Below are 22,251 nucleotides of genomic sequence, written 5' to 3' on the forward strand. Positions count from 1 at the left end.
ACGGGAAAGCAGGTACTTCCATGCCGTCTACTTACTGCGAATCACCTCGGTGATTGGCTCGAAATAGCAACCATATTTGACATCGCCCACCGTGTCACTCATTTGCATCTCCGCTGTGTTGACGCGAGCCTGGATCCCATCTGTGACGACCTGCGGGTCAGCGGCCTCGCAGTTATAGAGTGCCAGGTACTGCCACGGATGAGGCCCCGCTTTTCGCTGCTGCTCCGTGCGACTGAAGCGCTGTGCGCTCACCACGCCCGGTACGCGCAACACGTCTGGAAGGTGCTGCTCGGTATACCAGCGATTGAACTCTTCTTCACGCCCCGGAACCGCGTTCGTGAGTACCAGATAGGTGAACTTGACCATTCTTATCTCCTTAAGGTTATTGAAGTACAGGGAATGTCCAGCGGCCGATGCCCTGTGACGCGCCCGTGATGGGTATGTGTTGACTGGCGAGTCCCTTGTTCACGTGGTCCTCTTTGCTGGAACCCGCGCTTTGGCATTCCGGCGGTTTCGGCGCTTGAGAGAAAGGGTGTGGCCCAACGCTTCCATCAAACGACGCAAGCCCGTAGACGTTCCCATTCGATGCTGGGAAATCTATGCTGCAACCTTTCGTCCCCGTGTAAGGGGACAACCGGGAAGAAGGCGACGGAGCAAGCTCGAAACGCCAGTGAACAGAGTTCTCCGAAAACTTCAACGAGCGGATGTGCGTGAATTTCGTATCAAGTCTGCGGCCTTCTCTGCCATGGCCATAATGGGAAGGTTCGTGTTCCCACTGATGATCGTTGGCATCACAGATCCATCAATTACTCTCAAGTTCTCAACCCCGCGCACTTTCAACTCCTCGTCAACAACAGCGTTGTCGTCGACTCCCATGCGACACGTGCCAACCGGGTGATAGATGGTTTCCGCATGCGAGCGTATCCATGCCTTACGGGCTGCACCGGTGGAGAAAGCATCGATGTCGAGCCTTCGTTTGATGTACTTCCGGAGCGCCGGCTGGTCGACAATCTCGCACGTGCGTTCCACGCCGCGCACCAAACTCTCCAGGTCAGACTCGTCTGAGAGGAAGCGAGGGTCGATTCGGGGAGAATCGGACGGATCTGAAGAACGCAGTCGCAGCACGCCTCTACTTTTTGGACGCAGCTGGCATACGCGGACTGCAAATCCGTGGGGAACTTTTTCGTTAGGCGGTGGATTGCGCAGCGCAATGATCAGATGGGCCTGCCACTCAGGCAGATCCGGATTTCTGTCGGAGTTGTAAAATGCTCCTGCCTCAACGCCTTGAGAGGAAGCCGGCCCGCCTCCTGAAAGAAGATAGCGAGCTCCTGCCATTCCGCCTCTTACCAGGCCGATATAGGGCGTGAGCGTATTGGGCTGCGACGCTTCTAAGCGAATCGCGCAATCAAGATGGTCCTGAAGGTTCTCACCGACGCCTTGCAGATCGACCACGGGAGCGATACCAATCGACTGCAGATGTTTGGCCGGTCCGATCCCCGAAAGCATCAGGAGTTGCGGTGAGGCAATGGCCCCTGCTGTCAGAATCACTTCGCGGTCCGCGCGAAGCTCCACCTCCTCCCATCCATCCTCAATCACTACGCCTTGCGCTCGCTTTCCGGCAAGGAGAATCCTGCGGACTTTACAGTTCGCCATCAATGTCAGATTGGATCGGTTACCTGCTCGATCCAGGTAACGATAAGCACCGGATCGCTTTCCCTCGGCAATCGTAAGCTCGTAGAATCCTGCGCCTACCTGCGACGCCCCATTGAATCCGTTGTTCTCCGGCATACCGGCCGATACTGCGCTCTCTATGAACGCAGTCGATATGGCGTTTTGCTGCGTGCCGTATGACAGGCGAATCGGACCCGCGTACCCGCGATCGTCATTCCTCGCCTTCGTTACCAGTGATGCATCCTCAATCTTTCGAAAGTACGGACGAAGGGATTCATAGTCCCAGCCCGACAGGCCCTGAGATGCCCAGTTGTCGTAATCGGATCGGTTCCCCCGGATAGCAATCATGGAATTGATCGAGGATGAACCGCCCACCACCTTGCCCCGGGGTATATAAATATTCCGATTGTCCAGTTGTGTCTGGGGCTCCGTCCAATAGCGCCAGTTGAATTTTTGGCTCTTATAGAGAACCCGGATCCCTGCCGGCATCTGAACAAAGATGGATGACGCGGGAGCGCCCGCCTCTATCAGCAGTACCTTGACGCTGGGATCTTCACTCAGCCGAGAAGCGAGAACACACCCTGCCGAGCCGGCGCCGATAACAATGTAGTCGTATGTAGCGGTTTTCATAATCAGGAGATCACTCAACGCGAGCCGATGCCTTGAGCGCCATGCGCACGCGGCGAATGTGCTCGTCCGACTGTCCGAGCTCATCAATCGGTACTCGTGACGTTTCAGGAGACGCCAAGATGGCAAAAATAGACAACACTGCGCCCCCCATCATGAAATAGGCGGGTGATGAAGGGTTTCCGGTCAGCTTCGTCAGAGAAGCGCTGATTAAAGGAGCGGTGCCGCCAAATAGCACCATGGCCACGTTGTAGCCTACCGACATGGCGCTGTAGCGTGTGCGTGTCGGAAACAACTCCGTCATCATGCAGAACGGCGCGCTGCCATACATCCCCATCAATACCCCGACGCTAGCCATCGTGGCAATTACCACCTCTGGTGTCGAGCCCACGACGATCCGGAACAAAGGAAGCGCAACGACGAGGTATGCCAATGCCGCCGTAAAGGCGACGGGTCGTCGACCCACGCGGTCGGATAGCGCTGCAGCGAATGGGATCACAATCACTGAACCCAGAAAGGCCAGGCCGGACGCCGCTAGAGCTTGCCCGCTACTCAACCGTCCAGTTGACACGAGATAAGACGGGAGATACGCCAGGATCAAGTAGTAAGGGATGCCGTGTGAGATCGCTACGCCAAGACATTTGACAATGCTTCGCCAGTCGTCACGAAGGGCTTCGCGCAATGGTGCTTGTGCCGCGCCCTCGCGTTCCAAGTGCAACCGGAATGCCGGTGTTTCCTCGATGCGCAGCCGCAGCCAGAACGCACCCAACCCAATCGGACCAGCGATCAGGAAGGGCAATCGCCAGGCCCATGCCTCAACTGCCGTCTGACCAAAAATGCTGGTGATCGCCAGAACAAGACCGGATCCGCTCAACGCACCAATTCCAGCCGACATACCGAAGAACCCGATCACAACGCCACGCCGGCGTGTCGGGGCGTACTCGGCAAGGAATGCGAGTGCTCCACCTGCTTCGCCTCCCGCGGAAAATCCCTGAATCATGCGTAGGGCTACCAGCAGCAAAGGAGCGGCGATGCCAATCGCCTCGTATCCCGGTAGGACACCGACCAACCCCGTCGAAACGCTGATCAAACCAACGACAATCGCGAGCGTATCGCGCCGTCCAAGCCGGTCTCCCAGCGATCCAAAAAACAGAGCGCCGAGTGGTCGGGTAACGAATGCGACGGAGAATGCCGCGAAAGCCGCTATCAGGCTAACGATCGGGTCGCTGCTTGGGAAGAACACCTTCGCCAGGGTGGCGGAAAGATAGCCATACAACGAGTAGTCAAACCACTCCAGCATGTTTCCCACGGCGGCACCGGAGATCGGCTTGAGAACATCCCGGACCCGCTGGGGGGTGGGGGTCGAACCTCTTCGGGGATGATGTTGCATTGATTTTGTCTCCACTTCTATAAGCAATGTTTGAAAAACCGAAGCGCGCTTACTCTTATTTGTGGTAAATATTAGGTAGCCTACCTATTACAATCAAATAGGCGTTTACCCTCCCATCAACGAAGTCAGGTGGCTGATTTTGAGCCGCAAATGACACTTTTACGCTTTATCTTGACAGACCATCGTGGCGACCTACGCTCTATGTAATCGATTGCATCGTGGAATGGGCTATGCGCCGATGCGAACGAGTGTTGAAAGACCTGCTTTTTTCTTGCGGTGGCCCCCCTAACTAAAGTCGATCACCCCGGAGGTAGCTATGTCACTGATGGCAGCGGTACGCGAGGCGTTCAATCAATGGGAGCGCTTTCGATTCATGTCGATGTTCGAGTACCTCAGTGCCGAGTTAGGGGAGAGCTGGAGCCTATTTATTTGATTTGTAGGCTGCCAAAGCGAGGTCGCTTCGGCTTTCTCGCTTGCCTTCTTGCACCGGCTTCACTGTCCCCCCGCGCCTCTTTAACAACGCGTCGTGAGGCTGCCCCCTTGGTCAGCGAGTGGTGGCGATCGCGCACTTCTAACCCCACGTCCATGCGGGTGTTTTTTCACGCCTATGCATAGGTAAGAACCGAAGCCCTGCGATCCCGACCTTACGGAAGGTCCCGGCGTCAAAGGTGGCCTCCAGCAGGTCCCAAGCGGGCCTCCGGCCGCGCCTCACTCGGTACCGACCTCTGTCGTCAGCCAGCCCGGCCGGACCGCATATCTACCCTGGGACGAGCTATAACAACCAGAAGGCAAACAGTCCTCGCGCATACCCAGTGGGTCACCGGCGGCATATCTTGACCACTGAAATCGGCGGTCGCCCGCCTTCAGGCCAACTGGGCTCCCCCAGTCTAGCCACGCCCTCCTCTCCCACCCCTGGTCCCGCTCGAGATTTGTGACGCGAGGTCAATCCTCTGCACCGATTAGGGTAAACCCCTTTTGCATATAGTAGGTAGGCTACCTAATATGTACTCACAATTTCCCATCGGAGACATATTCATGACCGCCCCCCAAACCCCCACGCAGTCGACTGGCTGCCCGTTTCACGCGGCCTCACCTGCGCAGTCCACGTGTCCGATGCACGCTGGCGGGGACAGCGGCATCCCCGACTTTCCGCCCGAACGGGTCGATCCTTTGTCGCCGCCGCCGGTGTACTTCCAGATGCAGCAAGGAAGCGGCTTGGGGCAAGCTAGGCTCTGGGACGGAAAGATCGCCTGGCTGATTACGCGCTATGACGACGTCCGCTCGGTCCTGTCTGACCCTCGCTTTAGTTCTGACATTACGAATCCCGGCTATCCCACTGTCAGTGCTGCAATGAAAGTTGCCCGGGGTAGTAACCGGACCTTCATCACCATGGATGCACCCAAGCATGCAGAGCATCGGCGCATGCTGACAGGTGAATTCTCGATCCGCAAAATCGAGGCCCTTCGCCCGCGGATTCAGGCGATCGTAGACAAGCTGCTGGACGACTTCGCAACAAAGCCTCAACCCTCCGACCTGGTTAGCGCCTTTACGTTGGCTACGCCGGCATTGGCGATCTCAGAGTTGCTTGGCGTTCCGTACGAAGACCATGACTTCTTTCAGGAACTGGCGATGGTCCTGACGTCGAGTAGTGCGACGCTTGAGGAGGCCATCGCCGCAAATCATGAGTTGTGCGAGGTGTACCTGAAGGGCCTGGTGGCGAAGAGATCGGAGAACCCCGGGGAAGATATCCTCAGCCGCCTCATCGTCAATCACGTACGAAAGGGCGATATCACCGAAACGGACGTTGTTTCCCTTGCAAGGCTCTTGCTGATTGCCGGCCACGAGACCACGGCGAATACGACCGCAATGGGAGTGCTTTTCCTCCTGCAACGACCGGATATCTGGAATGAGCTTCGACAAGACACAAGCCTCGTTCCAAATGCGGTGGAAGAAATTCTGCGCTATCTGGATGTCACACATTCAGGAAAGCGTCGTGTCGCGACCGAGGACATTGTCGTGAACGGACAAATGATCCAGGCGGGCGACCCCGTTGTAGTGCTGAGTGTCTCGGCCAATCGCGACAGCTCGAAATTTGAAGATCCGAATGTGTTCGACCTTCGCCGAGATTCAAGGACGCAGGTCTCGTTCGGATACGGCCCGCATCAGTGCATCGGTCAACCCCTCGCACGGCTCGAAATGCAGATCATGTTCACCGCCTTGCTGGAGCGGTTTCCGAACCTCGAGCTTGCTGTTCCCGTGGAAAGCCTTGAGTTCAAGGGCGATTCACTCATGTATGGCGTCAAGGAACTCCCTGTTCGCTGGTAATCCCGACTTAAATGAGAAGCATCATGAAAATCACAATCTACCCCGAAAAGTGCTGCGGTTCTGGTCAATGTGTCGTCAACGCGCCGGATCTGTTCGACCAAAAGGACAATGGCATCGTCATTCTCTTGAACGCAGAGCCGTCGGCTGACCAATTCGAATCAGCACGCCTGGCGGCTGGCATCTGCCCAGCGCTCGCCATCGAGATTCACGAGGATCAGTGATGAACTCCCCCGAGCACATCGTCGTTGTCGGCGCCTCGGCCGCCGGCATCACGGCAGCACGAGCGCTGCGCGCACAGGGCTGGGGAGGGCGGCTCACGCTGATTGGAAAGGAAGGCGGCATGCCCTATGACCGCCCTCCTCTTTCAAAGCGGCTGATGGCAGGAGAATGTCCGGTAGAGGCGCTCAACCTTGTGTCCGAAGACGGCATGAAGGCGCTGAACCTGCACTACCTGGACGGGACATCGGCCACCGGCCTCGATACGGACGCCAGTTCACTGCAACTCAGCAACGGCTCCACACTTCAATATGATCGCTTGCTGATCGCCACGGGCGCGGACGCTCGAGTGATTCCCAACCTCAGCCAGGCGGCGAACTGCTACAGCCTGCGCAACTTAAACGACGCGCTGGCGATTCGGGAACATCTGACTGCCGGAAAGCGGGCACTAGTAGTCGGCGCGGGCTTCATCGGCACAGAGTTAGCGGCGATTGCAAAGACCAGCGGCTGTGAGGTGACCGTCATCGACAAGTCGAAAGTTCCTCTCGGGGCGCGAGTCGGGGATATCGTTGGGAAGCGGATCGAAAAACTCCATGAAGCCAACGGCGTGGTTTTCCACAACGACTGCGAACTCAGGGAGGTGAAATGGCGTGACCGCACCATTACCGAAGTCCGCTTGGACACTGGGGTTGTGATTGCTTGCGACGTAATTGTTGTGGCTATCGGCGCAGTTCCCAGCGTGCAGTGGTGCAGCGGATTAAACATCCGCAGCGGCGTAGTCTGCAATGAATACTGTGAAGCAGCCCCGAACGTATATGCCGCCGGCGATGCTGCAGAGTGGTTTCACAAAGGCTACGGCGAGCACATGCGTATTGAACACCGGACGAATGCAAGCGAACAGGCGATGGCCGCGGCAAAGAACATGCTCGGCTCTCGCGTTGAATACGCTCCGCTGCCGTTCTTCTGGTCGGATCAGTACCAGGTCCAAATCCACAGCTACGGACGCATCGGCCCTCAATACACCGTTGAAGTTGTCGAAGGGGATCAACTGAAAGACGACTCCTGCATCTTTCGCTACTACCAGGGAGACGTTTTGATGGGCGTTCTTAGTTGGAACGCCAGTAGAAAAGCGCGTGAGCACATCAAGCTGTTGAAGGAGGAGTGGACGAAGAGCCACGCTCCAGCTGCGGTAGCAGGTTAAGGCTGTATTTCATAATAAAAGAGGAGACAACATGACAAAACCCGCTTCGGCTATCCGCAGAGCAGTCCTACTCTGCTCCCTGGCCCTGCCCTCCATCCTGTACGCCCAGCAATCTGGCCCGTTGCCGGTCCGGCTCTTTGTTGGCTACGGACCGGGCGGTGGCACCGACGTAGTTGCACGCGCAGTTGGCGAAGAGCTGGCAAAAATCTGGAATCGGCCCGTAATCGTCGAAAATCGGCCAGGCGCAAACGGGGCGATCGCCAGCAAGGCTGTCGCGCGAGCTGAACCGGACGGTTCGATCCTTCTGGTCATGCCCCCGTCCACGTTGATCATCGACGCAAACTTGCGCCCCACTGTTGCTGTCGATCCCACCAAGGAACTCACCCTTGTGAGCGGGCTAGCCGCAACCCCACTCGTTGTGGTGACCCCGGCTTCCGCGCCATACAACAACCTCGCTGACCTCATTAAGGCAGCTCGTGCGGCCAACGGGAAGTTCACGTACGGATGGGCCAACTTGGGCATGCGTGTCGGTATGGAGGAGTTCGCGCAAAAGACCGGGGTAAAGATGACCCCAGTCGGCTACAAGAGTGCTGGGCAAAGTGTCCCCGCTATCGTTTCAGGCGAGATCGATATGCTCATGATCGATATGGCACCGATCGCGCAACTCGTTAAGGCTGGAAAAGTGAAGGCCTTTGCCGTGTCGACGCCAGAACGCTCGCCTATGCTGCCAAACGTCCCTACATTCAAGGAAGCGGGGATTGACGTCCAGCTTACGGGAACCATCGCCCTGTATGCGCCTGCCAAGATGCCCCAGAACGCAATCAAAAAAATGCAGAGCGATGTCGCTACGATTTTGAAGAACGGCGAGCTTCGCACGCGGATGCAAGGCACTGGAATGGAAGTCATTACGCAGTCCCCGGAGGATTTCGAGGGCTACCTTAAGCAGCGCAAGAAGAGCATTGATGCAGTAATTAAGGTCGGTGATTTTAAGCTCGAATAGATCGACCTCCGTCACAAGCACAGAATTTCGTAGCTAACCTCTTAGTCATTGGAGTACACGCTGTGTATCCAGAATTATCCCTTTACATCAATGGCGAATTTCTCGGCATTGAAGGCCGGCGACACCAGGACGTAGTCAATCCTGCGACGGAGGAGGTCGTTGGGCGACTGCCGCTCGCCACCCGCGAGGACCTCGACACCGCCGTCGAGGCGGCTCATCGAGCTTTCCTGACGTGGCGCGACTCATCGCCTTTGGAACGCAGTGCAATCTTGCGTAAAGTTGCGGAGCTCGCCCGTCAAAGGGCGCCGGAAATCGGCCGCAACATGACCATTGACCAGGGGAAGCCTCTGCACGAAGCCGTGGGCGAAGTAACGGTTTGTGCAGAGCATGCGGACTGGCATGCAGAAGAGGCTCGGCGGATCTACGGCCGCGTGATCCCCAGCCGCAACCCTAACGTCCGCCAGCTCGTGCTACGTCAGCCGGTCGGAGTCTGCGCAGCCTTCACCCCTTGGAATTTTCCCTTCAATCAGGCGATCCGGAAAATCTCTGCCGCGCTTGGCGCAGGCTGTACGATCATTCTGAAGGGACCAGAAGAGACACCGAGTGCCGTGCTGGCGATCGCTCAACTGTTCCATGATGCGGGCCTTCCTCCTGGTTGCTTAAACATTGTATTTGGCGTCCCGGCGGAGGTGTCAGCACACCTCATTGCATCTCCGCTGGTCCAGAAGATCTCCTTTACGGGGTCCACTGCTGTTGGCAAACAACTAGCAGCTCTAGCAGGATCCCATATGAAGCGAATCACTATGGAGCTTGGTGGTCACTCCCCTGCAATCGTCTTCGACGATGCGGATGTCCATACCGCCGCCGAGATGCTTGCAAACTACAAGCTGCGAAACGCTGGTCAGGTATGCGTCTCGCCCTCCCGCTTCTTCGTCCAGCGCGGGGCTTACGATAGGTTCCTCAGGCGTTTTACGGACGTCATTGGCGCAGTGCGGGTCGGCAACGGTATAGACAGCTCGACACAGATGGGACCGCTCGCAAACCAACGCCGTGTTGCTGCAATGGAAGGGTTGATTGCCGACTCCAAAGCGCGCGGCGGAAAGGTTGTCGTGGGAGGGACCAGGTGCAGCGACACAGGACATTTCTTCGCGCCCAGCGTCGTTATAGACATTTCAGACGACTCCATGCTCATGACTTGCGAGCCATTCGGCCCTGTCGCCCCGGTTGTAGCGTTCGACGATCTGGATGAGGTGCTGGCACGGGCGAACAAACTGACTTACGGCCTGTCGTCTTACGTGTTTACCGAGTCAGCGAAGACAGCGCATGCTGTCTCTACCCGCCTTGAGGCCGGCATGGTCAACATCAACCACTTTGGAAGCGCTCTCGCCGAAACACCGTTTGGAGGCATTAAAGATAGCGGTATCGGGAGTGAGGGTGGGACCGAGACGTTCGACGGCTATCTCGTCACGAAATTTGTAACTCAAGTGTAGATCGGGGGCCGCAAAGGGCGATACGTCGCCCTTTCCCCCGAAGCTACGTTCCCAGTCAGGTTTTGGCGCCTAAGTGAGTGTTAGGCGCCTTTTTTATTAGCGTATAGGTCGCGGCAGTGCGCCCCATATTGGGCGATGCGGTTGCTCTCGGCGACTCTGACAACTCCCTGCATGGCTCCGCAGTTGCAGCGCAAGCGCGGCCGGCTAGCGATAAGCCTTCTCGAATCGTGTCGTCTTCCAGGAAGATTTCGTTGGTATTACTCGTGGTCCAGCCACGGTTCTCTTTTGAACATCTTATCGATGATGGGGAACATCGCGATCACCGTCTGCAACTCCTCGGGCGTCAATCCCTCCATGCGCTTGCCCAGTGCCGCCGTCCGCTGTGCGGCCAATTTGCCGGCCACAGCCCGGCCTTCATCAGTAATCTGAATCATGTTGTTGTACGAGCCGACGGGTGCGGAGCGCGCGATTAACTCGGCGTCGACCATCCGCCCGACAATCTGCGTCATCGTAGGCAATCTGACGCCTTCATTCCTGGCCAGATCGCTAACTCGCATCGGCCCTCTTACGAGCAATGCACTAAGAACAGCGCTCTGCGCGGGGGGCACGTGCGCCGCTCTCATTTCCCGCCGCAGCGCTACAACGATCCGCATCAAGCGGGGTCTAAGTTCGTCCGCAAGCATTTCAACCGTAGGTTCTGTCATGTCTACAAAAAGGGGGCAATCACTGAGCAGATGATATAACGATTCAGTGAAGAATGATCGCGCGAAGTACCTGGAGGCACCGAGTCGATATGGTCCGACTGGTGAGGGTAGCGACCACGCAGACAGCGGCGGCGCGTGAAGGGGTTCTGTGCCTGTGGCCGGGTAGCAACTCAAGGCCGGGCCTTGTCGCGTTCGTTCGCGATGGCCGGAGCACCAATCTTGATGGAGAGGGATGACGAGACGAGGCGCTGGCTGGCGCTCTCGTCTCAAGGCGTCGACGCTTGATCCGCCGACGCGCGGAGCTTGCTAACTCAGCTTGACCAGGTCCTTCTTGTACGTCTTCGCCTTGTTAATGTAGTCGTCAGCGTTCTTCTCGATCGCAGCTTTGACTTCCTCCGTTAGTTCACGTACCTGCTTTGCAGGTGTGCCCATGACCAAGCCTCCTGCCGGGAAGTTCTTGCGCTCGCCGATCAAGGATCCGGCCCCCACGAGGCATTGTTGTCCGAGTTCGGATCCATTCAGGATCACAGCCTGAATGCCGACCAGACTACGTGCTCCGACCTTGCAACCGTGAAGCATCGCCTGGTGTCCAATGGAGACCATCTCGCCTACCTCGACGGGAAAGCCAGGATCGGTGTGCAACACAGCCCCCTCCTGGACGTTCACGCCTCGCCTAATCGTGATCTTTTCATTGTCGCCGCGGATCACAGCGCCGGGCCAGATGGACACGTCTTCGGCGATTTCCACGTCGCCGATGATTACCGCATGCTCGGATACATACGAGCTCGGATGAATTGTCGGTTCTTTCTCTCCAATTCGATAGATCGCCACAAAATGCTCCTCTTATCTTGATGTGACTAACTTTTCGCCGACCGCGTTACTTGCAGGAGGCGAAACACTACTGCATGGGCCGCTCTCGCAGCCCGTGCCGACTTCGACGCCGTTTCTTGCCCTGCCGCTAGATAAATACTTGTTCCTCTGGTTGGACTGCCGGCTCGATTGCATCATCCAGTACCTCGATCCAGTGCTTTACTGGCGTGGGCGTTCCACTTTGCAAATGCTGGATGCAACCGATGTTCGCGGACACGATGCAGTCAGGTTGCTTCTCGCTCAGATGCTCGATCTTGCGGTCTCTGAGCTGGAGTGAAATTTCGGGCTGCAGAACGGAGTAGGTGCCGGCTGAGCCGCAACAAAGGTGACTCTCCACGCTGGCACGATGAACGGAAAAGCCCAACTGTCCCAGATGCTCCTCCACCACTCCCCGCAGCTTCTGGCCGTGTTGCAGCGTGCACGGCGGATGGAACGCCAAGGCCGGCTTGTCGCACGCTTTGACTTTGCCGCGCAGTCTTGGCAGAAGTTCAGGAAGCAATTCGCTCAGGTCGCGGGTCAACTCGCTAACCCGAGCTGCCTTCTCGGCGTACTCCGCGTCATGCTTTAGCAAGTCGGCGTAGTCCTTCACGGTCGCGCCGCAGCCGGACGCGTTCATGACAATTGCCTCGACTTCACCGCTGGAAATCGCCGGCCACCAGGCGTCGATGTTTCTGCGCATATCATCGAGGCCGCCCTTGTGATCTCCGGTGTGCAGCCGGATCGCGCCACAGCAACCGGCTCGAGGAACACTTACAACCTGAAAGTCGGCTGCATCGAGTACCCGCGCGGTCGCAGAATTGATGTTCGGCATCATCGCCGGCTGCACACAACCTTCGAGCATGAGCACTTTCCTGGCGTGGCGGCGCGTTGGGCGCTGACCCGCAGGTCTGCTCGGCGTAAGCTTGTTGGCGAGCTTGGAAGGAAGTAGCGGCCGAACCATTCGGCCAATCTTCATGGCCGGCAAGAACAATGGCGAAGTTAGCCCCTCACGCAGCAGCCAACGCACCGCGCGGTCTTTTGGCGGACGAGGAATTCGCTCATCGACTAGCTTCCGCCCAATGTGAACTAGCTTGCCGTACTCGACACCGCTGGGACAGGTGCTTTCACAGTTCCGGCACGTCAAGCAGCGGTCTAGATTCTGTTGGGTGCTTGCTGTGACCTCTTCCCCCTCAAGCAACTGCTTCATCAAGTAGATGCGTCCCCGGGGTCCGTTACGTTCATCGCCCAGAAGCAGGTAAGTCGGACACGTTGCCGTACAAAAGCCGCAATGCACGCACTTGCGCAGAATCTCTTCGGCCTCCGCCCCTTCTGGAGTGTTGGCAAACTCATGACTTAGTTTTGTCTGCATATGGAGCCCCTTACAGGCCGGGGTAGAGTCGACCAACATTGAAGATGCCATCGGGATCAAACGCTTGCTTGAGATTGCGATGAATCTCGAAGAGCGCATCGCTCGGTGGCGTGAACACGCCGCTCCTATGATGCGGATCCCTGAACAGCGTGGCGTGACCACCAAGCGATGACGCCATTTCCCGAACGTCCTCGATGGGATCGTCGGTGTATAGCCATCTCAATGCACCACCCCATTCAATAAGCTGATTCGCGGCCAAGAAGGGTTGGGAGACTGCCGGAACGGAAACACGCCAGAGAGGCGCGTCGCTCTGTGAAAAGAAGTCGTGGCGGTGGTCGCGGACGGCATCCCACCAGGACAACGCTTCGTCTGGTTCCAGCTCAGTCCCGCCCAAACGCTTTCTGGCTTCCGTGACAGCAGAGGCTGCACCACTCAGTCGGAGGAACAGCTTTCCGTCGTGCCAGGCACTCGCATTGACTGGCAATGCTTGCCGAGTCAGCCCGTTTAAGAGAGACAACGCCCCTGCTTCGTCGCGTTCAATGAACAGGGTGATCCTCGATGAATGAATGGGCAGAACCTTCAGCGAGACCTCACAGATAACACCGAGTGTTCCCATTGAGCCCGCCAGGAGACGCGAAACGTCATAACCGGCAACGTTCTTCATCACTTGCCCGCCGAATGTCAGAAGCTCGCCTTTGCCGTTAATCATGGTCGCGCCGAGAACGAAGTCCCGAATGGACCCTACCCCGACGCGTGCTGGCCCGCTCAGACCTGCCGCGACCGCTCCTCCGACAGTACTTCCTTTAGCAAAGCGTGGCGGCTCAAAGGCAAGGTACTGATTGTGCTCGGCCAGCACGGCCTCAAGTTCTTCTAGCGGTGTGCCTGCACGAGCGGTGACAACCAGCTCAGACGGTTCATAGCTGCAAATTCCGCTGAGGCGCCGGACATCACACGGTTCACCCGACGGCTCTTCACCGTAGAAGCATTTCGTACCGCCGCCAACGATGTTGAGAGAGGTCTTCGTTTTTCTTGCATGCAGGACTGTCTCAATCAGATGAGACACTTCCGTGGGGATCGTCGTCATTCTAGAACCTCGGGATTTCTGGATGCGGCAGCATCCCACGCCGAACAGTCATGCGACCATATTCGGCACATCGATGCAGCGTCGGAATTACCTTCCCAGGATTCAAGAGCGATTGCGGATCGAATGCACGTTTCAGCGCAAACATTTGTTCTCGCTCTGCGCCTGAGAACTGAACGCACATTGAGTTCAGCTTCTCCACGCCCACACCGTGCTCTCCGGTCACCGTCCCGCCAAGCGTGACGCTTGTTTCCAGAATCTCAGCGCCGAATTGCTCCGCCTGGTGCAGTTCTTCGGGATTGTTGGCGTCGAAAAGGATCAGCGGATGTAGATTCCCGTCGCCGGCGTGGAACACGTTCACGCAGCGAAGCCCATAGCGCACCTCCATCTCGCTGATTGCTCGAAGGATCGCAGCGAGACTCTTGCGAGGAATCGTGGAATCCATGCACAGGTAATCCGGGCTCATGCGCCCCGTCGCGGGAAATGCATTCTTTCGCCCGCTCCAGAAACGAAGACGCTGCGCCTCGTCCTGACTTGCTTCAAGACGAGTGGCCCCGCTGGCGGTGAGGACGGCATTCATCTTCACAATCTCGTCCTCGACCTCCAACGCCGTCCCATCACTCTCGCACAATAGGATTGCGGCCGCGTCCAGGTCATAGCCAGCATGCACGAAGTCCTCTACGGCGGCGGTCATCGGCTTGTCCATCAGTTCCAGGCCGGCTGGGATGATGCCGGCCGCGATGACGTTGGCTACGGCGTCACCAGCGGCTTCGACGGTGTCGAAGCTTGCAACGATGCATCGCGCAAGTTCTGGCTTAGGAATTAACTTGACGGTGACTTCCAATGTCACTGCGAGCATCCCTTCACTGCCTACAACGACGCCGAGCAAATCGAGCCCAGGGACATCAAGGGCTTCCGATCCAAACTCTATCGCCTCGCCCTGAATGGTGTATCCCCGTACTTTCATTACGTTCTGCAACGTGAGTCCGTACTTGAGGCAATGGACGCCTCCGGAATTCTCGGCCACGTTTCCACCGATCGTGCAGGCAATCTGGCTGGACGGATCGGGGGCGTAGTACAGCCCATACGTAGCGGCTGCCTCACTGATTGCGGCGTTGCGTACACCGCATTGGACCACTGCGGTACAACTCACAGGATCTACCCTGACGATCCGGTTAAAACGAGCGAGCGAAAGGAGCACGCCCATCTCATGTGGGAGCGCACCGCCTGACAATCCCGTGCCTGCGCCCCGAGCCACGACGGGCGCACCGAGCGTCTTGCACGTTCGCAGAATGGCAACAACCTGCTCTTCTGTTTCGGGAAGCACCACGACGAGCGGCTGCGCCCGATAGGCCGTAAGGCCATCGCATTCAAATGGCTGGGTGTCCTCGCGCTGCGACAGGATAAGGTCCCTAGGCAGCACGCCTTCTAGCGCGGAAACCACTTCCGCACGCCGGGCTTCCCTCCGCTCAGCGTCAGTAGGATGTGCCAACCAGCCGTCACGCGTCGCATTCATGACTTTGCCCTCCTGGTGCGATGAAGCTGCGTCGTGCTGTGCCGGTCTATTGGATAATCAGTGCGGAGCGACGGCGCGACCGTAGCGAGCCGGCGAACCGCGCAATCAGCCTGGACGGATGCTGCAGCTCCAAGGCGGAGCGTTGCTTCCGGGCGCTGAGGCTCAAACGTTGAGCGATGAATGCGATGCATTGTGTGGGGAGGTTCTAATACACTTCTGTCAAAGGCGTCGACGAGACGCCATGACTTGACTGTAGACAATCACGCGATATAGCAGGTTGAGAGTTATTTGCGGTTGAGTTGCAGAAAACTTGATTGCCGTGTTTGGGCCGCTCAACTTAGCGAGTCGGTGAGCCACTCCATAAAGGCGGCGCACTCCCATCTCTCCAGGGCCCCAGGTTCCCAGCATAAGTAGTGCGCCATCGGTGAAGGCACGGATCGATCCGATATGCGGATGAGTCGCCCCCCCTCTAGCCATGACTGCGCCATACGGGTCCTCACTAGTGCCACGCCGAACCCGCACGCGGCTGCGTCATAGAGAAGCCCTAGATCGTTGAATTGAGCGCCCACATGCGGCTCCGTTCTCGTCAATCCACATGAGGAGAACCATGTCGTCCAAGGCTCAAGCGGGCTACGTATCAGACGCGCCTGGTCGATTTCACCCGCCATTTCGAAGCCTTCGAAGGGGCCGAACTCGTTGAGATAGGTAGGGCTGCAAGCCGGCGCCACCTCCTCCGAGAGAACGACGCGATGATCGACGTCCGCATATCCGCCGGCGCCGTACCGGATTTCCAAATCGGATGGCTCGGCTGTGACGTCCAGGAATGGGATGGAGACCTGCAAGATAAGGTCGATGTCCGGATACTTGTTGCGGAACAGTTCCAGTTTGGGCATCAGGAACTGCCTGGAGAAAGTTGGGGTCACCGCGACCCGCAGTCGCGTGGAAGAGGCTTTTCCATTTTTGACCGGCATCTGCTGTAGCGCAGCGAGGCCGCTTCGGACATTCGCCAGGTACGCTGCACCATGTGCAGAAAGCGTGAAGTCACTCCGCCCGAAGAGTTCAACACCGAGGTGAGATTCAAGCTGGCGGATTCGATGACTCACGGCGCTGGTTGTTACACACAACTCGTCGGCGGCACGTGTGGCGCTCCGAAGCCTTGCAACCGTCTCGAAGGTGACAAGACATTGAATGGGCGGGATGTGTTGCAGGGCCATATCTTCTCTCCGTTTGGTGGGCTACCCAGGGCGGATATGCCGCATGTCATCGCTTGAGGCCTAGGGAGCGGCCACACTTCTTGCTGCTCTGTCGCTCGAGCACCATGCCAACGCTGCAACGAGCAAGCGCCCCCAGATTGCTTGCTCAGGATCGACTCACTGGGTCCTCAGGCAAGGACGTACGTGACGCCCTGCAAGGGAAGACCACCAAGTAAGTCGCTCTCCAACCCACAGTGACCTCGCCGCGGGAAGGTCTCTTAGCGATCCGATCTCTTCGTCGACTCCTGCTCCAACCCATGGCCGCGACTGCGTTAACTGCTTGACATTATGCCGCACCAATCTAAACTTATGTAATCGATTGCACGCAGTGCTGTTTTCGCCTCATCACCGTACTGGCATTGGTTATTTACAGTCTCTGATGCAGGTTACCGTAACGTATGTAATCGATTACCACATCACACAGGAGGCAACAATGCAGGAACGTCGTCGTAAGTTTTACGGGTGGGGCTATGAGGGTGACACCGTCACGCCGGACGAAATCCGGGAGTTCGAGGCAGCGTGGACACGCTTGCTGGGTGTCGAGCACTTCGAAGCGACACCTTTTCCGACGCCCGAAGAAATTTCGCTGCGCAAACCTCGCGTACAGCTGCCCGCGTCGCTTCGCGAAATCTGCACAAGCGATCATTACGACCGCCTGTATCACACCTACGGCGCGGGCACCATGGATGTTGCGCGCGCAATGCGCCGGGAATTTTCCAACCCGCCGGACGTCATCGCCTACCCGCGCACTGAGCAGGACATCGTGGACCTGTTCGACTGGTGCGGGCGCCAGAACGTTGCTGCAGTTCCGTACGGCGGCGGCACCAGCGTCGTGGCCGGCGTGAATCCGCCCGAGCACGATCGTTACCGTGGCGTGGTGTCCATCGACATGAAGCACTTCAACAAAGTGCTGGAGGTAGACCAAACATCGCAGGCCGCGCGCATTCAAGCGGGCGTCCTTGGCCCGGAGCTGGAACGACAGCTCAAGCCCACCGGCCTGACCATGCGATTCTTCCTGCAAGCGTGGGAGTTCTCGTCACTGGGGGGTTGGATCGCAACGCGAGCAGCAGGCCACTTTGCGACCGCGTTCACTCAGATCGACGACCACGTCGAGAGCATGCGAGTGGTAACGCCCCAGGGTGCCATTGAATCCCGACGTTTCCCGGTATCGGGTTCGGGACCCAATCCGGATCGACTTTTCCTCGGCTCCGAAGGCGCACTGGGCATCATTACCGAGGCGTGGGTCAAGCTTCACCGCCGGCCGGTCTTCCGCAAGCAGGTGACCGTACGTTTCCGTGACTATGCGCGCGCTGTCGAGGCCACACGGGTACTGTCTCAATCTGGACTGAACCCTGCCAATGCCCGCCTTGTGGAACGCGAAGAAGCCTTGTACACGGGTTCGAGCGACGGCAGCTATGACATTCTCGTGCTGGGATTCGAGTCCGCCGACCACCCGGTCGAGGCACGCCTGAAGCGAGCACTGGAAATTTGCGCGGAGTGCGGCGGCGAATGGGACGATGATCCGGTCAGCGGAAACCAAGGTGGTGCGGACGCTGCGACATCGAGCTGGCGAAACAAGTTCCTGCGCGGCCCATACCTGCGCGAGTACGCCATTGCTCGCGGCGTCATGCGCGAGACCATGGAAACCGCGTGCACGTGGGACAAGTTCGCCGCTCTTCACGCGCACGTCAAGGCAGAAACGCATCGGGCCATTCGCGAAGTTACCGGCCGCCCGGGTTCGGTGACTTGCCGCTTTACCCACCTCTACCCTGATGGCCCTGCGCCATATTTCACGTGGTTTGCCTATGGCGATAAGGCTCGATTGCCCGAGCAGTTCCAAGCGATCAAACGCATTGGAGAGCAAGCCATGGTGGACGCAGGCGGTACGGTGACCCACCACCATGCGCTTGGTCGGGACCATCGCCCTTGGTACGACAAGGAACGGCCGGAGCTGTTCTGCACCGCGCTAAAGGCCGCCAAGCAGGCCTTTGATCCGCACCAGGTCTTGAACCCTGGCGTGCTGTTCGACCCGAGCTAATTAGTTAGAAACTCAAAAAAGAGGAGTAGGAGATATGGCAGGCCCCCTTGCAGGTATCAAGGTCCTAGACTTGAGCCGGATCCTTGCTGGACCCTGGAGCACGCAACTATTGTCCGACCTGGGCGCTGACGTGATGAAGGTTGAGCGTCCCGGCACCGGCGATGACACGCGAGCTTGGGGCCCGCCGTTCCTTACTCGTGAGGATGGCACGACGACGGAAGAGTCGGCGTACTTCCTTTGCGCCAATCGCGGGAAGCGTTCGATCACTCTGGATGTCAGCAGCAAGGTCGGTCAGGATTTGCTGCACGAGCTAGTCAAAGATTGCGACGTCTTCGTTGAGAACTACAAGTTCGGCGATATGCAACGTTACGGGTTGGACTTCAAGACCCTGAGTGAGATCAATCCTCGGCTCGTCTACTGCTCCATCACCGGCTTCGGGCAGACGGGCCCATACCGCAAGCGGGCTGGATACGATTTCGTGGTGCAAGCCATGGGCGGGCTGATGAGCATCACAGGCGAGCGCGACGGCGTCCCCGGTGGCGGCCCGCAAAAATGCGGGGTGCCCATATCGGACTTGATGACTGGCATGTATGCAAGCGTTGCAATTGTCAGCGCGCTATTTGAGCGAGTCGGCAGTGGCCGCGGGCAGTACATCGATATGAGCCTGCTGGATACGCAGGTGGCGTGGCTGGCAAACCAGGCCTCGAACTATTTGGTGGGCGGGAGCCACCCGCGTCGTTGGGGCAACGCGCACCCCAATCTCGCACCTTATCAGTCATTCCCTGCAAGCGATGGCTCTCTGATCGTAGCAGTCGGTAATGACCGGCAGTTCCGAGCCATGTGCGAAGCGCTGGGTTTAATCAATCTTCCGGATGATGACCGCTATCGACGCAATGCGGATCGTCTAAAGAACCGTGAAAGTCTTGTGGAGGTGCTCTCGGCTCGCTTTGAAGAAGAAGAGAGAGACACGTGGCTCAAACTGCTGGAATCGGTCGGCGTACCTTGTGGCCCGATCCAGAGCATTCCAGAAGCACTGGAGGATCCCCATATCCGGGCGCGTGAAATGGTTTTCTCTTTGCCCCACAGCAGCGGTGCAAGCGCGCCCCAGGTTGCGAACCCTATCAAGTTCTCTCGCAGCAGTATCGACTACCTTCGCGCGCCCCCAGCGCTGGGCGAACACACTGAAACCATCCTGAAAAATGAGCTCGGGAAGTCTGTGGAGCAAATTGAGGCAATGCGCCGCGATGGGACGATCTGACGTGTAATCCGCCCGACCACAGTGATCACCATAAAGATCACGTTCAAAGGAGACAGACATGCATCGATTGCTACGAATTGCGGGGGCATTAGCCGTTTGCGGAGTGACACTGACCATCGGTCTGGCCGCCGCCCACGCTAAGGAATGGCCGGTCCAGCCGATTCGGGTCGTTCTTCCATATCCCCCTGGCGGCGCCTCAGACGTGACCGCCAGGCTCCTAAGCGCTAAGCTTAGCCAGGCATGGGGAGAGTCTGTTGTTGTGGAGAACCGGCCTGGCGCAAACGGCATCATCGCTAATGAAGCCGTTGCGAAGGCGCAGCCTGACGGCTACACCGTGCTGATGGCCAACCTTGGGCCGAATGCCATCAACCCGGCCGTATACGGGAGACTTCCTTATGACACGCTGAAAGACTTTACGCCAGTTGTCTTGGTGACAAAGGTGCCGCTCATTATCGTCACGGCAGCAAATTCGCCGGTGAAGGACCTGCGCCAACTGGTCTCATTAGCAAAGGCCAAGCCAGGACAGATTACCTTTGGATCTGCAGGCAACGGTTCGGGCAGCCATCTGGCCGGGGAACTCCTTAGTACCATGGCTGGCGTCAAGATGAACCACGTTCCCTATAAGGGAGACGCGCCTTCGCTCACAGACGTGCTCGGTCAGCAGATCAATGTTGCCCTTCCCACCGCGCTTGCTGGAATGCCACATGTCAAGAGTGGAAAACTCAGGGCTCTTGCGGTCACGAGCAAGACTCGATTGCCGGCACTGCCCGATGTGCCGACGGTAGATGAAGCGCTCGGGATAAGCGGATACGAAGCCGTTTCTTGGGGTGGATTTATGGTGCCGACCGGGACCTCACCAGCCATCGTTGCTAAGATGAACAGCCAGTTCAACAAAGCCCTTCAGGATCCGGAGGTCCGCGACAAGCTGATGGCTCAAGGCGCGCAGATCGCAGGCGGCACCCCGGAAGCATTCGATGCGTTTCTGCGCACCGAAGTTACGAAATGGAAGCGCGTGGCTGATTCAGCAAAGGTCCGGCTCGACTAGCCCTCACCGGGAATGCCGGTCCGTCGTCGGGATACCCCCCGACGACGGAAACTGCCTGTGGACTACCAAGGTCGTTACAATGACGGCAGTCGGCCGATATCCCAGGCTGAAGATAACCGCTGATCCGATATGGTGAATGTCAAGCAAGTCGCCCTCCTCGCCGGCGTTTCCTCGGCAACAGTCTCCCGTGCACTGACATCGCCGGATCGGCTGCGACCTGACACGCTGGAGCGCGTGCAGAACGCCATCGCAAGCCTCAACTACGTCCCGTCTTCCTCGGCTCGGGACCTGCGTCAAGGGCGCACGCGATCGGTCGGCATCATTGCGCCGACACTGATGAACGAGCTTTACGCGAAAGCGGTCGATACCTTAGAGGCGCAGCTCGATCGGCTCGGATACACCGTTTTATTGACGTGCCACCGGGACGACAGTGAGACAGAACTACGCTGCGCGCGCGCGCTTTTGGAGCGCAGAGTCGACGGAATCGCCATTATCGGGTCACAGCATCACCCTGACGTCTTCTCGCTAATCCACAAGCATGCCATTCCGTATGTCCTAATGTGGGCCGTCGATCGTGAGGGTATGCATCCCACGGTGGGATATGACAATCGCTTGGCGATGCGCAGGTTGACGAGCTATTTGGTCAAACAGGGACATCGAAAGTTTGCCGTCCTCCCAGGGCCACTAGAGACTCAATTTCTCTCCTCTCAACGACTTCTGGGCATCCAAGACGTCCTCAGTGAGAACGGCATTTCGATACCCGACGACCGCATTCTCCCGACACCGTACGAAGCATCTGCCGTCCGGCAAGCGGTTCGGACCTGTCTCGAGCGTAATGACTCGCTGCCGCATCAGGAACAGCCGACTGCCCTGATATGCATCAATGACTTCGTTGCTGTGGCAGCGATCGCGGAGTGCCGCACATTGGGACTATCGGTTCCGAGCGACATCTCAGTTACAGGCTTCGGCGACTGGCAGATGGCGGAACTGATGACGCCCGCACTCACGACCGTACACTCGAATCCCGTTCTGATTGGCGAACTTACTTCTCGTAACCTGGTTGATCAGATTGAAGGCGGGTCCAAACGCATTCAGACCGAGTTCGAGCCTGACCTTGTAGTTCGCGAAAGTACGGCGCCGCCCCAATAGTTGGTGAGCCAAACTACGTTTTGTCGCTACGGACGGAACTCAGCCGTCGCTCTAGCTAGGCCCTCACCG

General features: G+C 57.9%; 18 protein-coding genes. 9 read left to right on the forward strand and 9 right to left on the reverse strand.

Annotation, left to right across the window (positions count from 1 at the left end; translation table 11 throughout):
• Positions 1–27: 27 nt before the first annotated feature.
• From QTN24_RS09490 to QTN24_RS09500, 3 genes are all read right to left on the reverse strand, one after another.
• Positions 28–366 carry a DUF4286 family protein gene (locus QTN24_RS09490; RefSeq protein WP_052495067.1) on the reverse strand — a complete coding sequence of 113 codons (339 nt, stop codon included), beginning with the start codon at positions 364–366 and terminating at the stop codon, positions 28–30.
• A gap of 327 nt (positions 367–693) precedes the next feature.
• Positions 694–2,319 carry a GMC family oxidoreductase gene (locus QTN24_RS09495; protein WP_196765235.1) on the reverse strand — a complete coding sequence of 542 codons (1,626 nt, stop codon included), beginning with the start codon at positions 2,317–2,319 and terminating at the stop codon, positions 694–696.
• Entirely contained in the window at positions 2,312–3,688 is a 1,377-nt protein-coding gene (locus tag QTN24_RS09500; RefSeq protein WP_063778466.1) for an MFS transporter, read from the reverse strand. The genes QTN24_RS09495 and QTN24_RS09500 overlap by 8 nt, the downstream gene beginning before the upstream one ends.
• 1,035 nt (positions 3,689–4,723) lie before the next feature.
• Here QTN24_RS09500 and QTN24_RS09505 point away from each other — a divergent pair.
• The 5 genes from QTN24_RS09505 (at position 4,724) to QTN24_RS09525 (ending at position 9,920) form a co-directional block, all read left to right on the forward strand.
• Complete coding sequence (locus QTN24_RS09505; protein WP_196765234.1) at positions 4,724–6,013, forward strand: cytochrome P450; 1,290 nt, start codon at positions 4,724–4,726, stop codon at positions 6,011–6,013.
• A gap of 23 nt (positions 6,014–6,036) precedes the next feature.
• A complete protein-coding gene (locus tag QTN24_RS09510) occupies positions 6,037–6,234 on the forward strand; it encodes a ferredoxin (protein WP_043355325.1) in 198 nt (65 codons plus the stop codon).
• Complete coding sequence (locus tag QTN24_RS09515) at positions 6,234–7,430, forward strand: NAD(P)/FAD-dependent oxidoreductase (RefSeq protein ID WP_062794398.1); 1,197 nt, start codon at positions 6,234–6,236, stop codon at positions 7,428–7,430. The genes QTN24_RS09510 and QTN24_RS09515 overlap by 1 nt, the downstream gene beginning before the upstream one ends.
• Positions 7,431–7,461: 31 nt before the next feature.
• Positions 7,462–8,430, forward strand: a complete 969-nt coding sequence (locus QTN24_RS09520) for a Bug family tripartite tricarboxylate transporter substrate binding protein (RefSeq protein WP_043355327.1) — start codon at positions 7,462–7,464, stop codon at positions 8,428–8,430.
• Between the two features lie 62 nt (positions 8,431–8,492).
• Positions 8,493–9,920 (forward strand): NAD-dependent succinate-semialdehyde dehydrogenase, encoded by a 1,428-nt coding sequence (locus QTN24_RS09525; protein ID WP_062794397.1) that lies wholly within the window; start codon positions 8,493–8,495, stop codon positions 9,918–9,920.
• 257 nt (positions 9,921–10,177) lie between these two features.
• Here the strand turns inward: QTN24_RS09525 and QTN24_RS09530 are convergent, their stop codons facing one another.
• The 6 genes from QTN24_RS09530 to QTN24_RS09555 all read right to left on the reverse strand — a co-directional run bounded on the left by QTN24_RS09530 (position 10,178) and on the right by QTN24_RS09555 (position 16,653).
• Complete coding sequence (locus QTN24_RS09530) at positions 10,178–10,624, reverse strand: MarR family winged helix-turn-helix transcriptional regulator (RefSeq protein WP_081050314.1); 447 nt, start codon at positions 10,622–10,624, stop codon at positions 10,178–10,180.
• Between the two features lie 306 nt (positions 10,625–10,930).
• A complete protein-coding gene (locus tag QTN24_RS09535; RefSeq protein ID WP_043355330.1) occupies positions 10,931–11,455 on the reverse strand; it encodes a gamma carbonic anhydrase family protein in 525 nt (174 codons plus the stop codon).
• Positions 11,456–11,582: 127 nt separating this feature from the next.
• A complete protein-coding gene (gene glcF / locus QTN24_RS09540; protein ID WP_043358198.1) occupies positions 11,583–12,842 on the reverse strand; it encodes a glycolate oxidase subunit GlcF in 1,260 nt (419 codons plus the stop codon).
• 10 nt (positions 12,843–12,852) lie between these two features.
• The gene (glcE, locus tag QTN24_RS09545; RefSeq protein WP_062794395.1) at positions 12,853–13,926 is read right to left on the reverse strand and encodes a glycolate oxidase subunit GlcE; all 1,074 of its coding nucleotides are present in this window, start codon (positions 13,924–13,926) and stop codon (positions 12,853–12,855) included.
• A gap of 1 nt (position 13,927) precedes the next feature.
• Positions 13,928–15,439 (reverse strand): FAD-linked oxidase C-terminal domain-containing protein, encoded by a 1,512-nt coding sequence (locus tag QTN24_RS09550; protein WP_043355338.1) that lies wholly within the window; start codon positions 15,437–15,439, stop codon positions 13,928–13,930.
• Positions 15,440–15,771: 332 nt separating this feature from the next.
• Complete coding sequence (locus QTN24_RS09555) at positions 15,772–16,653, reverse strand: LysR substrate-binding domain-containing protein (RefSeq protein ID WP_043355340.1); 882 nt, start codon at positions 16,651–16,653, stop codon at positions 15,772–15,774.
• A 472-nt stretch (positions 16,654–17,125) separates the two neighbouring features.
• Between QTN24_RS09555 and QTN24_RS09560 the strand changes: the two genes are divergently transcribed.
• The 4 genes from QTN24_RS09560 (at position 17,126) to QTN24_RS09575 (ending at position 22,182) form a co-directional block, all read left to right on the forward strand.
• Entirely contained in the window at positions 17,126–18,730 is a 1,605-nt protein-coding gene (locus QTN24_RS09560; protein ID WP_043355342.1) for an FAD-binding oxidoreductase, read from the forward strand.
• A gap of 34 nt (positions 18,731–18,764) precedes the next feature.
• Complete coding sequence (locus QTN24_RS09565) at positions 18,765–19,988, forward strand: CaiB/BaiF CoA transferase family protein (protein ID WP_043355344.1); 1,224 nt, start codon at positions 18,765–18,767, stop codon at positions 19,986–19,988.
• 58 nt (positions 19,989–20,046) lie between these two features.
• The gene (locus QTN24_RS09570) at positions 20,047–21,033 is read left to right on the forward strand and encodes a Bug family tripartite tricarboxylate transporter substrate binding protein (RefSeq protein WP_043355346.1); all 987 of its coding nucleotides are present in this window, start codon (positions 20,047–20,049) and stop codon (positions 21,031–21,033) included.
• Between the two features lie 129 nt (positions 21,034–21,162).
• On the forward strand, positions 21,163–22,182 hold the full coding sequence (locus QTN24_RS09575; protein WP_043355348.1) for a LacI family DNA-binding transcriptional regulator: 1,020 nt from the start codon (positions 21,163–21,165) through the stop codon (positions 22,180–22,182).
• The last annotated feature ends 69 nt before the right edge of the window (positions 22,183–22,251 follow it).

Source organism: Cupriavidus sp. SZY C1, assembly GCF_032190535.1.
GTDB lineage: Bacteria > Pseudomonadota > Gammaproteobacteria > Burkholderiales > Burkholderiaceae > Cupriavidus > Cupriavidus pauculus_C.

What these genes read in the sequence shown, in the direction of transcription:
- QTN24_RS09560 (WP_043355342.1), top strand. Translation starts at nt 17,126, where the DNA reads ATGCAGGAACGTCGTCGTAAGTTTTACGGGTGGGGCTATGAGGGTGAC.
- QTN24_RS09570 (WP_043355346.1), top strand. Translation starts at nt 20,047, where the DNA reads ATGCATCGATTGCTACGAATTGCGGGGGCATTAGCCGTTTGCGGAGTG.
- QTN24_RS09500 (WP_063778466.1), bottom strand. Translation starts at nt 3,688, where the DNA reads ATGCAACATCATCCCCGAAGAGGTTCGACCCCCACCCCCCAGCGGGTC.
- glcE (WP_062794395.1), bottom strand. Translation starts at nt 13,926, where the DNA reads ATGACGACGATCCCCACGGAAGTGTCTCATCTGATTGAGACAGTCCTG.
- QTN24_RS09515 (WP_062794398.1), top strand. Translation starts at nt 6,234, where the DNA reads ATGAACTCCCCCGAGCACATCGTCGTTGTCGGCGCCTCGGCCGCCGGC.
- glcF (WP_043358198.1), bottom strand. Translation starts at nt 12,842, where the DNA reads ATGCAGACAAAACTAAGTCATGAGTTTGCCAACACTCCAGAAGGGGCG.
- QTN24_RS09510 (WP_043355325.1), top strand. Translation starts at nt 6,037, where the DNA reads ATGAAAATCACAATCTACCCCGAAAAGTGCTGCGGTTCTGGTCAATGT.
- QTN24_RS09555 (WP_043355340.1), bottom strand. Translation starts at nt 16,653, where the DNA reads ATGGCCCTGCAACACATCCCGCCCATTCAATGTCTTGTCACCTTCGAG.
- QTN24_RS09520 (WP_043355327.1), top strand. Translation starts at nt 7,462, where the DNA reads ATGACAAAACCCGCTTCGGCTATCCGCAGAGCAGTCCTACTCTGCTCC.
- QTN24_RS09490 (WP_052495067.1), bottom strand. Translation starts at nt 366, where the DNA reads ATGGTCAAGTTCACCTATCTGGTACTCACGAACGCGGTTCCGGGGCGT.
- QTN24_RS09550 (WP_043355338.1), bottom strand. Translation starts at nt 15,439, where the DNA reads ATGAATGCGACGCGTGACGGCTGGTTGGCACATCCTACTGACGCTGAG.
- QTN24_RS09565 (WP_043355344.1), top strand. Translation starts at nt 18,765, where the DNA reads ATGGCAGGCCCCCTTGCAGGTATCAAGGTCCTAGACTTGAGCCGGATC.
- QTN24_RS09575 (WP_043355348.1), top strand. Translation starts at nt 21,163, where the DNA reads ATGGTGAATGTCAAGCAAGTCGCCCTCCTCGCCGGCGTTTCCTCGGCA.
- QTN24_RS09505 (WP_196765234.1), top strand. Translation starts at nt 4,724, where the DNA reads ATGACCGCCCCCCAAACCCCCACGCAGTCGACTGGCTGCCCGTTTCAC.
- QTN24_RS09530 (WP_081050314.1), bottom strand. Translation starts at nt 10,624, where the DNA reads ATGACAGAACCTACGGTTGAAATGCTTGCGGACGAACTTAGACCCCGC.